Source organism: Cytobacillus sp. OWB-43 (genome assembly GCF_034651445.1).
Classification (GTDB): domain Bacteria; phylum Bacillota; class Bacilli; order Bacillales; family Cytobacillaceae; genus Cytobacillus; species Cytobacillus kochii.
Genome location: NZ_JAYEFF010000002.1, coordinates 455,657 through 468,269, shown reverse-complemented (window position 1 = coordinate 468,269; position 12,613 = coordinate 455,657). Strand labels below are relative to the sequence as shown.

Genomic DNA, 12,613 nt, shown 5'->3' with positions numbered 1-12,613 from the left:
TTTTCACATAAGATGTGCATGAGGTGATTAATATGAGTCATTTTAACGTACATGAACCAAAAGGTATTAAAGGGAAACTGTTAAAAAATATGGATATAGGTACATTCCAGCAAACGCCCCCTTCTTATAAACCGCCAAAAAAAATGCCCAATCTACCTGAAGAACAACCTGAATTCATTTTGAAACAAATTTGTGTGAAAGGATTATATCGTATTCACTGTATGGCGCTTAAAAATGGAGAACAACTTTGGTTTTGTCCAACCTTCGTAAAGGGGCAAACGTTGTATGGTTGGAGGTTTTATCATAACCGATGGATCTTTTTAGTTATACATCTATCAAAAGTTCAATCTATTCAATGTATATAAAAACGCCACCTGTTAGGAATGACAGGTGGCGAATAAAATTATTTCCCGAGAAAGAATAACGGGGTTAAAAAATAAAATGAGCAACCAATGTAATAACTGGTAAAGCAATAACTGTTCTAAGAATAAAAATTAATACTAAGTCAAAGAAAGATACAGGAATTTTAGAACCTAGTAGTAATCCACCAACTTCAGACATATAAATGAGCTGTGATACGGATAGAGCAGCGATGACAAACCGTGTCATTTCACTTTCTATTCCTGCCCCCATGACAGAAGGTAAAAACATATCTGCAAACCCAACGAATAATGTTTCAGATGCGGCAGCAGCTTCAGGTAGTCCTAAAAGCTCTAAAATAGGAATAAATGGCATTCCTATCCAAGTGAAGATAGGCGTATATTCAGCTAAAATTAACGCGAGTGTGCCGAGGGCCATAACAATTGGTGCAACACCCATCCACATATCTAAAATATTTTTAAAGCCATCGGTGAAGAAAGCCTTAACATCTTTATTTTTCTTTGCTCTATTAATCGCAGAATCAATACCCCAAGTAAAAGAATTATAGCCTTTAGGAATGTCCTCATCTGCTTCTTTTGCTTTCTCTTTATAATAAGTATCCGCTTTTCTTGAAAGTGGTGGGATACGAGGCATAATGAATGCTGCAATGATCCCTGTTGCTAGTATGGTTAAGTAGAAAGGAATAAAGTAATCCCCTAAGCCAACTTGAGAAATAACAACAAGACTGAAAGTGATAGACACAACAGAAAAAGTAGTTCCAATAATAGCCGCTTCTTTTTTTGTATAAAAGCCTTCTTCGTATTGCTTGCTTGTTAAAAGCACTCCGATTGTACCATCTCCAATCCAAGAGGCAACACAGTCGACTGCTGAACGACCTGGTAGTTTGAAAAGTGGTCTCATTACCTTGGTAAGTAAAGAACCAAATAACTCTAGTAGACCGAAATTGACTAATAACGGCAAAAGTAAGCCGGCAAATAAAAATACACTAAATAAAACGGGCAATAGATCAAATAATAAAAGTCCACCAGTAGCTGTAGACCAAACTGCTTCAACTCCCCATTGAAGATATGTTAGAACAGCAAATACAGCCCCGATGAAGCGGACAATTACCCATCCATATGTGACATTGAATAGGTTATTTAAAAAGGGTGAGTTTTTGAATATAGCAGGAGAAATCTTGGCAATCAAAGTTCCTACTAAAGTAAGGACAATAATAACGACCATAATAAGTGGAATAGATCCATTTAATAAATCCTGTATCCAGCCGGATAATATAGCGATAGGAATTGTTACCTCCCCATCAATACTAATAGGAATCATAAAGAATAAGATACCTAAAATTGACGGAATGAGGAAGGTCAACATATCCGATAATTTATATTTACGCATCAGTTGATGTCTCCTTCTAATAAAAATAAGTCAGACTACATTTTAATTCATTCTATATTAATTGCCAACCTTATACTTAAAAATGGTAGAGATGTTATTCTATTGTCAATTTTAATAATTGTCAAACTAAAAGGGGTGAGTCTTAGTAAAATTATGTTAAAATGTTTGCAGATGACGTGATTTTTAAAGAAGCAGGTGGGAAGTAGATGTTCAATTATCGATTGTATTGGACGTTTGCCAAAAAGTCTTTTCTACGTTCGGCTGTGTACCGATTTGATGTCTGGTCTAGACTCGGTTCTAATGTGATCTTTCTTTTAATGTGGGGTTCTATCTGGACAGCGTTATATGCGGGTAGAGAAGAGGCTGGTGGCGTCAGTTTTCAAGCAATGCTTACATATATTGTAGTAAGTCAATTTCTCTCAGGTGTAAACGGGGCTGGGACTCCTCTCTGGGAAATACAAGAGAAAGTGCGTACGGGTGATATTTCATTGGAATTAATGCGTCCTTTTGATGTGCCTTTACGTTATTTATTCGCAGACTTTGGCAGTGTGTTTTTCTATATGATTACTGCACTATTACCTTTGTATATTATATTATTTTTCTTCATGGACCTTTCATTACCTAACGATCCACTTATCTGGTTAGCTTTTTCATTTGCCGCTTTTATTGGGTTTTTAATTCGTTATTGTATTGAAATGGCCTTTGGATTATTAACTTTCTTTCTAGTAGAAACCGGCGGAGTTGAGGATATCTTTTATTTTGCGATGTCATTACTATCTGGTTCGGTTATTCCATTGTGGTTTTTCCCAGGTTGGCTCGCGAGCTTTGCCTCATACTTGCCCTTTCAAGGTATTTATTACATTCCAAATGCAATCTTTATAGGTGAGATTGCAGGATATCAGATCCTTACTTCTATTGGGGTTCAGTTGTTTTGGGTGGTCGTTACATATATCTTTTTAAGATTAGTATGGAATAAAGCATCGCAGAAGGTTGTTGTTCAAGGGGGATAAGTACATTCATGAGATATATTGATTTATATTTTAAACTTGTTGCTGCTGGTATAAGGGCCCAGCTGCAATACCGATTTGCCTTCTTTATGAGGATTGTAGGGATGCTGACCTCGTATGCAGGAACGGCGATAACAATGTGGGTAATGCTCTATCAGTTTCAGGAGTTAGGTACATGGAATTTTTATGAGATGTTATTTTTATTTGCGATAGCTGTGCTTTCTTGGGGGTTTTGCATTATTTTATTTTTCCATTTTCGTAGTCTTGATACATACATTTTGAACGGTACATTTGATCGTTTCTTAGTGCGGCCGATTAATCCTTTTTTTCACTTTATGGCGATGAAATTTGATGTGGCTTCCTTTGGACAGTTTATTTTTAGTATCTTTATTTTTATTTGGGTAAGTGTAGAATTGCACATTCATTGGACCATTGCTAATGTCCTATTTTTATTAGCTGCAGTGATTGGTGGAGTCCTTATACAAGGTGGCTTGCTCGTGATTATCTCAGCTTTTGCTTTTTGGACAACGAAATCGGAGCAATTTTATTGGGTAGTGATGTATCCGGCAAGAAACTTAACGAATTACCCATTAGTCATTTATCCAAAAATGGTGCAATGGTTTACGGCGTTTGTTGTTCCTTTTGGTTTTGTGAATTATTTTCCTGCAAGCGTTATCTTGGGTAAAGAAACGCCATACTTTCCAGAGAATATTGGTTATTTTTCACCATTAGTTGGTATTGTTTTCTTCATTATTGCCTATTACATTTGGATGCTAGGACTTAGCCGTTATAAGAGTACGGGCTCATAAAGCGTAGTGAAGGTTGGCAGTCATAAACAGAGTGGAGGGTAAAGAATGGCTATCATAGAAGTAGATCAGTTGATGAAAGAATTTAAAGTTGCGAAACGTGAGACCGGCTTTCTTGGTGCCATGAAAAGTCTGGTAAAACGTGAATTTTATACGAAGCATGCGGTAAAGGATGTAAGTTTCACTGTGGATAAAGGGGAAATGGTCGGCTATATCGGACCTAACGGTGCAGGGAAATCAACAACGATTAAAATGTTAACTGGAATTCTTGTACCTAGTGCGGGAACGGTTAAAGTAAATGGCATTGTTCCTTATGAAAACCGCCAAGCAAGAACCAACGATTGGGTTAGACGTAGTGGCGAAAGAACGCATGCGGACATTTATAAAAGAAATCAATAAAGAACGCGATATTACAGTTATTTTAACCACCCATGATATGGAAGATATAGAGCAACTTTGTAAGAGGATGGTATTAATTGATCACGGGCAGAAAGTGTATGATGGAGAAATGGCAGTAGTGAAAAATCGATTTGGGAAAATCCGTACTCTTGTAGTAGATCTAGAAGAACATTCTAAGCCATTGACGCTTGAAAAAGCAGAAGTGTTTAAAGTAGAAGCAGGTAAGTATTGGATACGCTTTAATCGAGAAGATATATCTGCTTCGGGTGTTATCACACAAATTACACAAACACATAATATAAAAGATTTAACTGTCGAAGAGCCTGAAATTGAATCAATTATTAGTCGTATTTATCAAGAAGGCTTTGACGGTGTTGAGCAACCTATTCCTGTTAAAAGTAGGTCATAAAAGAAGCTGAGTAGAGGTATATGCCTCTCTCTCAGCTTAAGTTTGACTGATATTTAATTGCTTTGTAGCGAGTTGTACGTATAAAGGGTGAGATTGCATCAATTCATCGTGTGTCCCTTTTCCTGTGATTTTTCCATTTTCAAGAACAATAATTTGGTCGGCATCAATGATAGTTGACAGTCTGTGTGCAATGACGAGTGTTGTTCGGCCTTTCATTAAATTTTGGAGAGCTGATTGTACGAGTTGTTCGGATGAACTATCAAGATTCGATGTGGCTTCATCTAATAAAAGGATTTTTGGATCACGAATAATGGCTCTAGCAATGGCAATGCGTTGGCGTTGTCCACCAGAGAGTTTAATTCCTCGCTCACCTACATCAGTGTTTAAACCATTTGGCAATCTCTCTATAAACTCTGCTGCATGAGCTTGTGTAGTTGCTTGCAGTAATTCCTCTTCACTAATTTCTCTTTTCGTGCCATATGTTAAGTTTTCTCGAATCGTGCCAGACATCAGCGGGCTCTCCTGAGAAACATAACCAATTTGTTCCCGCCAATTTTCAAGAGCATACTCCTCTGCTGGTTTACCATTTAATAGAATAAGGCCGCCATTAGGTCCATAAAAGCGTTCGAGCAGAGCGAATAGGGTCGTTTTACCGCTACCGCTTGGACCGACAAATGCCGTTGTTTTTCCAGCTGGAATGTGTAAATTGATATCTTTAATAATCTGGTCATCTTTATATGAGAATTGGAGTTGGTTAAAAGTAATCTCCTCTGGATGGATTATCCCTTTTGTTCCTTCATTCATATTCTCGGTAGGTGTATTCAACATATCCTGAATTCTTTCTGTTGCACCCATTGCTTTTTGATAAGCAGTAAAGAAGGAAGCCATTTGGGTAAATGGAACAACAATCTGGAACATATAAATAATAATAGCTACTAATGAACCAGCAGATAATTCCCCTGAAGCGACTCGTACGCCGCCATATCCAATTAGGACCACAAGAACAAACATCATAATAAAGGTCATAAATGGTGAGACGACAGCTTGGATTTTTGCTTCCTTTAAACCAAATTGGAATAAGCGCTGAATGTTTTTATTCCCTTTTTCAATCTCCGTTTTTTCAGCTTGATAAGCCTTCACAAGTCGAATATCTGATAAGACCCGACCAAGGTTGCTTGAAAAGTCAGCCATTTGATCTTGGGTAGATAAAGAGACTTTATATATTTTTTGCCCGAGCGGCATGATTATAAGAACGGCTAATGGAACAGCAATAAGCATGATGAGTGTCATTCGCCAGTCAATCATTAGTAGAATAATAATTGCCCCAATGATTGAAATCATTCCCGTTATAAACGTAATAATATGTTGTGTAATCAAAGTTTTTACTATATTTGTATCTTGTGTGATTCGGCTCATTGTTTCTCCTGATTGATGCTTATCAAAGAAAGGAATTGGGAGATGGATGGAATGTTCCCATAGTTTCCTTCGTAAAGAGGCAACCATTCTCTCTCCAATATAAGTCATTAAATAAAAGGAAAAACCTGAGGCAATTGTTTGGATAATGAACGCGCCTCCTAATAATGCAATGAGCGAAAGTTCAAGGCGAGATGTAGCTAACTGGTCGACCATATTAGCTGTGAATAACGGAACGACCAATCCTGCTGCGGTTTCAAGTAGGCTGAGTAGCAAAGCAACAATTATGATCCACTTTGGTACATTTGCGCCTTTTAATAATGACCACAGACTAGTCGTTTTCTTTTTTGTCTTCAATTTTTTCCATTCCTTTCTTTTCTAGATAAATGGAGATAGCTTGGGCAAGCCATTCTTCTTCTTCCACTGTAAATGGAGAGGGGAAAAGAACAGGAGCTTCGGCGAGATGGCGATCAATATCGTCATTTATTTCTGTTATGCGGAGAATGATTTCCTCTATATTGGGATAAAGGTCATAGAGGATATCCCAAATGGCTGCAACCACTGATTGGACATGCTCATCATTATGATCGGTGCCCACCAACTTTTTTATGTTTGCAAATTCTTTAGCGACTCGTTTGTTTAATTGTTGTTGTTTTTCATCAGAAATATTGTAGATATCTTGAATCATATGCTCAGGGATAAAATTCCTCATCCATTCTTTATGCTCCGCTTCCATTTGAATGGAGTTAATGAGCATAATGAAAATATTAGGATCAACTGTTTGATTTTCTTCTAAAATAGAAAGAGCATGGTCTAATGTTTTAATCATGTGATTTATTTGCTGTCTTTTGATAACGAGCTCTTCTCGTTGAAACGAAAGAGATTGTTGCAGATCCCACTCATTGTTGTTGAGAAGCTTCTGTATTTTATTTAATGGATAACCTAAATATTTTAAAGTAACAATCTTTTGAACTGTTAATATTTCATTTGTAGAATAATATCTATCACCTGTTTTGCTAGTGCGTGCGGGCTTTAATAAGCCAATCTCATCATAATAATGCAATGTACGAATGGTCGTATTTGTTTTCTTAGCAAACTCTCCAATACGGTAATAATCATTTGTCATAAGAGCCCTCCTTATGTAGTATTATAAAACCTCACGTTACGTTAGATACAATGGTAAAATAAAAAACTTATTCGATGTTGCTCAACACAATAAACGGTCGAATTTATTGGGTCCTTTCTCCTCACTTATTGGAGAATTAAATGTAAGAAACGGTAGATGAGTTGTTAAACACATCTTTTGGTCTAATAAATATCCTATAGGTGATGACTAGCAGAGGATAAGTGTGCAGAAGTTATGTAGATGCAAGTGGCAGCAAAAAGAGGCGATGTTGAGCGTAAAAGGGAATGCACCAATAGGTGAAATAGACTTTAGACAAATGATAATTTTACTATGGGGATTAACCAATCTAATTATCACACAGTCTGAAGGGATTTACATCACGAATTACTTCAGACTGGTGCATAAATCCTACTTAGTACTTTTCGTAAATTTGTTCGTTTATAATAGTAAGAAACCTAACGAAATAATGATTCCACTAGCAATTAATGTAAGTACACAAAAGCCCATAATATCTTTTGCTTTTAGACCTGCGATGGCAAGAGCGGGTAAAGCCCAAAAAGGCTGTATTAAGTTCGTCCAAGCATCTCCCCATGCTACCGCCATTGCGATTTTAGGAATGGAAACATCCAATGCGATCGCTGCGTCTAACATAACAGGAGCTTGCACAGCCCATTGACCTCCACCAGATGGTACAAAAATATTGACAAGACCTGCACTCAGGAAAGTAAATAATGGTAAAGTATGTTCATTAGCAATGGAAACAAATCCATTGGATATAACAGCCGCTAGGCCGGAAGCTGTCATCATACCAATAATTCCTGCATAGAACGGAAATTGAATAATAATGCCACTGCCACCTTTAACAGCATTCGTAACTGCCTGCAAAAAGTGACGAGGGGTACGATGAAAGAGAATACCAAGAAATAAAAAAAGAAAGTTTACAATATCTAAATTTAGGGCAAAACCATTAGTAACAAAATAATAAAATAAGAAGATTAATCCCATCACGCCAATAAGTAACGAGAGTATTTGGCTATTCTCTAATTTCTCTGCTGGTGTCATGGAATCTCTTTCTAATGTCGCTGCAGGTAAATCTTCTTTTAATAACGCTGGATCAACCGTAACAGTATCATCTTTAGCTGGAAGCATGATACGATTGACAATAGGTAAAACAATAAAAAGTGCGATAGTGATAATCAAGTTAAATGATGAAAAGATGGTTTCGCTTGTTGGAATAATCCCAATCAAATCTTCGGAAAAATGACCTGGAGTGGCAATTGTTAGCGGTGTTGATCCTGAAATACCACCATGCCATATAACAAAGCCTGAGTAAGCGCTTGCAATTAATAGCCTGTAGTCGACTCCTTTTACATGGCGCGCTAACTCTTTGGCAAATAAAGCACCAATGACTAATCCAAATCCCCAGTTAATCCAACTAGCAAGTAATGATATGATTGTTACAATAATAACAGCTTGCCCAGGTGTTTTTGCTTTTGAAGCTAATGCACTCAGTCCAGCTTTGAATATAGCGCTGCTTGCTAATACATGACCGGTAATTAATACTAGCACCATTTGCATAGCAAAAGATAATAATCCCCAGAATCCTTCACCCCAGAATTGGACCATTTGATATGGACCACTATCAGTAAATATGAGTCCAAGTGCAAACACTAAAAATGTTAAAATGATAACAAATAGAAATGGGTCTGGTAAGTATCTTTGCATTAAACGATTAAAAAAGCTAACAATTATTTTCATCTATCATTCCCCCTTTTGATAGAATTTTATCATATGATTCTGAAAATTATTACTTTAATATAACAAGATTTTAAAAAAAGAAAGGATGTAGATTTAGTGAAGAAACTGACTATTTTATTTGTTGCAAGTTTCCTACTTATTCTTATGGGTTGTAATTCTAACAATGAAATGGATGAAGAACCAGAATCGGTAGATGTATCGAATCAGCAAAAGGTAGAAGTGGTGGCAGAAGACCTTGATATCCCTTGGTCAATTAATAAGCGCGATGATGTATTCTATTTATCCGAAAGAACAGGTACAATTGCTAAAATTGAAGGGGGAGAATTAACTCGTCAACCCGTAGAATTAGAGAAATCATTATCAACGGCACAAGAAGCAGGATTACTTGGGTTTGTTTTAATTGATGATGGTACAAAAGGGATTGCATATTATACATACGAGCTCGATGGTCAACCGTTAAATCGTGTTGTCACATTATCATTGGATGATCAAAAACAGGTGTGGGTGGAAACGGATTTACTTTTAGATGAAATTCCGAGTGGTGCTTTTCATCATGGGGGTAGGCTAGCGATTGGTCCAGATGATAAATTATATGTCACTACAGGAGATGCGACAGAACCTGAACTTGCACAAGATCAAAATTCGTTAGCAGGAAAGATTTTAAGGATGAATAAAGATGGCAGTATTCCAGAAGATAATCCTTCAAAAGAATCTTATCTTTATAGCTATGGTCATCGTAATCCTCAAGGTTTGGCATGGACAGATGAAGGAGAAATGTACGCAAGTGAACATGGTCCAACAGCAAATGATGAAATTAATAAAATAACCGCACATGGGAATTATGGTTGGCCTGAAATTACGGGTACAGAGGAAAAAGAAGGGATGATTACCCCACTCGTCACCTCAGGAGATGACACAACCTGGGCACCATCAGGTATTGCTTATGCAGATAATAATCTTTATATAGCAAGTTTAAGAGGTACCGCAGTCATGCAGTTAAATTTAGAGACAAATGAAATGTCTACTTTAGTAAGTGACGTAGGTAGAGTAAGAGATGTTTATGTCGATGGGGATCATCTGTATTTTATCAGTAATAATACAGACGGCCGCGGCAATCCGGCAGAACAGGATGATCGGTTATATCGATTAAAAATCAGATAAGTAGCAAAACGATAAGTGAACAGCAGTTAAACTTCTATTCGTCTAAGATGACAGCGACCCCAACTTTATGGTAAGAATGAATGTAGATAGTTAACGAATGGAGTTGTAGAAAACATAATGTCTGACTTTCGCACAACCGTAATTATTCATAAACCAGTTGAAGAAGTTTTTTCCTATATGGTCGATATAGATAATATTCATGAGATCATGCCACTTGTAGTAAAGAGAGAAAAGATCAATGATGGGCCATTAGCTGTTGGTACAAAACTGAGAGAAACAAGAAGAGTTCGTGCTTCCGATATCACATCTGAAATCGAAGTATTAGCATATGAAACAAATAAAGTATTTGCAACGCGTTCCAATTCCAACGGTTTAATCGCAGAATACTATTATCGTTTTGATGAAGTGGATGAAGGTACACAGGTTGATTTAGAAGCTAATATTAAAACAACAGGATTTAAAATGAAGCTTTTGCGTAAATTTTTAGTGAACATGGTACATCGTGAAGATGGCTATCAATTAACGAATTTAAAAAATATGCTTGAAGGTACGAAAGAAATATCTGATGAAGATGTCTCCAAAGAAGGCGAACAGATAGAAGAAAGACCTGAAGAAAATCAAACAAAATAAGCTTTTAATAGAAAACAGAACTTCCAACGGTATATGGAGGTTCTGTTTTTTTAAAAAGTATTTATTCATCAAATTGATAGGTCCAAAAGCGTTCTTGGTTAATTCTAGCCATCACAGCAGGGTCCTGTTTCTTAAGGTTTTCTTCCATTTCCTTAATCATTAGCTGTGTTTGTGAGACATGGGCTTTTAATGTATTCAATTTAATGTCAGCAACTTCTGTTACATCATGAACAACATCTGCCGCACCAATTTCTTCCTCACAATTGTTAGAAAAAGCGACGCAATATACCTTTGGACGTTTTTCTTTTGGAAGGTTTTTAACGGCATGAATAACTGCCGCTCCTGTTGCATCATGATCTGGATGCACTGCATAACCCGGGTAGAATGTTATGACCAAAGAGGGGTTTAATTCTTCTATGATTTCACCCATATGTTGTGCTAGTTTATCTTCTGGTTCAAATTCAACCGTTTTATCGCGATAACCAAGCATTCTCAAGTCAGTTATGCCCATCGCTTTAGCGGCATTTTGAAGCTCTTGTTTTCGAATATGTGGCAATGATTCTCTTGTCGCAAAAGGGGGATCGCCCATATTTCTACCCATTTCACCCAGTGTTAAGCATGCGTAAGTTACAGGTGTGCCATTTTGAATATGCTTGGCAATCGTACCAGAAACGCCAAATGCCTCATCATCTGGATGAGGAAAAATAACAAGTACTTGTCTTTCTTTTTCCATCATTCTTCCTCCTTCCGCTATTTATTCAAAGGGTGTTTCGCTAATTTCTAGAGAAACCGCTAGTTTACCTTTAAAATCATGACCAGCCATTAATAAGCGATCATGTTCATCTATTTCATAATGGGTAATGCCTTCCGCATACACCCAACCGATGTCAGTTTTTAACCCGATTCTGTAAGGTCCGTTTCCGGCGATTTTACTATGAATATATTTTAGTTTGGCATTACGAATATAGGCACCTGATGAAAAGAAAGTCTCATCAAAGTGTGAAGCGTAAGCACCGTTTGTTGTTTCAAGGTGGATATAAACGTCCTTATTTGCACGTTCATCCAAAGCCAGCTGTACTTGTTCTTTCATGACGATATCCAAATTCATTTCCCCCTTTCGAAAAGCATTTCTATATAATTTGTCAAAATGAGAATTAAGCTATCCATTTGATTCTTTTATTTTACTAAAAAAAAAGTGGTTTTGCATAATGTGTGACTCAGGGAGCAGCATGATTAGAAGAATTGATCAAGAAACAAAAAGGAGAATGCTCACTCGAGAGACATTCTCCTTAAAATGTTATTATTGTTCAACCTTCGTACGATCCGCACCAAAAGTACGGTAAGCACCGTGCATTGTTGGTCCAACATATTCATTTAGTTTGAATCCATGTGTAATGGCTGCAGTGATAAAATCTTTGGCTACATCGATTGCTTCTGTTACCGATTTGCCCTTTGCCAGTTCAGCAGTGATGGCACTTGAGAAAGTGCACCCTGCCCCATGGATGTAAGGCGTATTAATCAGTTCAGCCTGTAAGATTGTGAAATTTTCTCCATCAAATAAAAGGTCAATGGCTTTTTCAGATTGCAACTTACTGCCACCTTTAATGATGACATATTTTGGACCAAGTGCATGAATCTTTTCCGCCGCTTTTTTCATTTCTTCAATTGTTTTGATCGGTTTCACTTGTGCAAGTTGTGATGCTTCAAAAAGATTTGGTGTCACAACGGTTGCTAAAGGAACGAGTACCTCACGAAGGGCATCCGCTGTTTCAGGATGTAGTACTTCATCTTCGCCTTTACATACCATTACTGGATCAATAACTGCAGGAATGCCACTCTCTTTAATTGTTTTGGCAGCTGTTTCAATAATTTCCACTGAACCAAGCATACCTGTTTTCATTGCATCTATGCCAACAGAAAGGATGGTTTCAATTTGAGCCTCTAATGTACTAATTTCAATTGGAAAAACATTATGATGCCAGTCGTTTTTAGGGTCCATTGTTACAATAGTAGTAAGTGCTGACATTCCGTACACACCAAGCTCTTGAAAAGTTTTCAAATCAGCTTGAATCCCCGCACCACCACTAGAATCTGATCCAGCTATAGTTAAGACTTTTTTCATAGTCATCTGACG

General features: G+C 37.1%; 14 protein-coding genes. 7 read left to right on the top strand and 7 right to left on the bottom strand.

The features are described 5' to 3' along the window. Positions 1–32 precede the first annotated feature (32 nt). A complete protein-coding gene (locus U9M49_RS12080; protein ID WP_095371468.1) occupies positions 33–365 on the top strand; it encodes a hypothetical protein in 333 nt (110 codons plus the stop codon). A 64-nt stretch (positions 366–429) separates the two neighbouring features. On the opposite strand, the gene U9M49_RS12075 is transcribed toward U9M49_RS12080, so the two are convergent. Then, on the bottom strand, positions 430–1,770 hold the full coding sequence (locus tag U9M49_RS12075) for a YjiH family protein (protein WP_095371469.1): 1,341 nt from the start codon (positions 1,768–1,770) through the stop codon (positions 430–432). Between the two features lie 206 nt (positions 1,771–1,976). On the opposite strand from U9M49_RS12075, the gene U9M49_RS12070 reads away from it, so the two are divergent. The 4 genes from U9M49_RS12070 to U9M49_RS12055 are packed head-to-tail and all read left to right on the top strand — an operon-like array spanning position 1,977 to position 4,391. After that, a complete protein-coding gene (locus tag U9M49_RS12070) occupies positions 1,977–2,780 on the top strand; it encodes an ABC transporter permease (RefSeq protein ID WP_095371470.1) in 804 nt (267 codons plus the stop codon). An 8-nt stretch (positions 2,781–2,788) separates the two neighbouring features. Then, positions 2,789–3,586, top strand: a complete 798-nt coding sequence (locus U9M49_RS12065) for an ABC transporter permease (RefSeq protein WP_095371471.1) — start codon at positions 2,789–2,791, stop codon at positions 3,584–3,586. A gap of 45 nt (positions 3,587–3,631) precedes the next feature. After that, a complete protein-coding gene (locus tag U9M49_RS12060) occupies positions 3,632–3,982 on the top strand; it encodes an ATP-binding cassette domain-containing protein (protein ID WP_322909868.1) in 351 nt (116 codons plus the stop codon). After that, entirely contained in the window at positions 3,939–4,391 is a 453-nt protein-coding gene (locus U9M49_RS12055) for a hypothetical protein (RefSeq protein WP_322909867.1), read from the top strand. The genes U9M49_RS12060 and U9M49_RS12055 overlap by 44 nt, the downstream gene beginning before the upstream one ends. Positions 4,392–4,427: 36 nt before the next feature. Here U9M49_RS12055 and U9M49_RS12050 read toward each other — a convergent pair whose 3' ends face one another. From U9M49_RS12050 to U9M49_RS12040, 3 genes are all read right to left on the bottom strand, one after another. Then, positions 4,428–6,161 carry an ABC transporter ATP-binding protein gene (locus U9M49_RS12050; RefSeq protein WP_095371473.1) on the bottom strand — a complete coding sequence of 578 codons (1,734 nt, stop codon included), beginning with the start codon at positions 6,159–6,161 and terminating at the stop codon, positions 4,428–4,430. Beyond that, positions 6,136–6,930, bottom strand: a complete 795-nt coding sequence (locus U9M49_RS12045; protein WP_095371474.1) for a MerR family transcriptional regulator — start codon at positions 6,928–6,930, stop codon at positions 6,136–6,138. Before U9M49_RS12045 ends, U9M49_RS12050 begins: the two co-directional genes overlap by 26 nt. A 438-nt stretch (positions 6,931–7,368) precedes the next feature. Further along, positions 7,369–8,688 carry a short-chain fatty acid transporter gene (locus U9M49_RS12040; protein ID WP_095371475.1) on the bottom strand — a complete coding sequence of 440 codons (1,320 nt, stop codon included), beginning with the start codon at positions 8,686–8,688 and terminating at the stop codon, positions 7,369–7,371. A 96-nt stretch (positions 8,689–8,784) separates the two neighbouring features. Between U9M49_RS12040 and U9M49_RS12035 the strand changes: the two genes are divergently transcribed. Together U9M49_RS12035 and U9M49_RS12030 are read left to right on the top strand one after the other, a co-directional pair. Next, positions 8,785–9,849 (top strand): PQQ-dependent sugar dehydrogenase, encoded by a 1,065-nt coding sequence (locus tag U9M49_RS12035; RefSeq protein WP_233435339.1) that lies wholly within the window; start codon positions 8,785–8,787, stop codon positions 9,847–9,849. Between the two features lie 117 nt (positions 9,850–9,966). After that, positions 9,967–10,479: an SRPBCC family protein gene (locus tag U9M49_RS12030; RefSeq protein ID WP_095371476.1), complete on the top strand. Its 513-nt coding sequence runs from the start codon at positions 9,967–9,969 to the stop codon at positions 10,477–10,479. 61 nt (positions 10,480–10,540) lie between these two features. Here U9M49_RS12030 and bshB2 read toward each other — a convergent pair whose 3' ends face one another. The 3 genes from bshB2 to pdxK form a co-directional block, all read right to left on the bottom strand. Further along, entirely contained in the window at positions 10,541–11,212 is a 672-nt protein-coding gene (gene bshB2, locus U9M49_RS12025; protein WP_095371477.1) for a bacillithiol biosynthesis deacetylase BshB2, read from the bottom strand. A 21-nt stretch (positions 11,213–11,233) separates the two neighbouring features. After that, positions 11,234–11,587, bottom strand: coding sequence for a YojF family protein (locus U9M49_RS12020; RefSeq protein ID WP_370873353.1), 354 nt, complete (start codon positions 11,585–11,587; stop codon positions 11,234–11,236). Between the two features lie 192 nt (positions 11,588–11,779). Beyond that, complete coding sequence (gene pdxK, locus U9M49_RS12015; RefSeq protein WP_322909866.1) at positions 11,780–12,607, bottom strand: pyridoxine/pyridoxal/pyridoxamine kinase; 828 nt, start codon at positions 12,605–12,607, stop codon at positions 11,780–11,782. Positions 12,608–12,613: the final 6 nt, after the last annotated feature.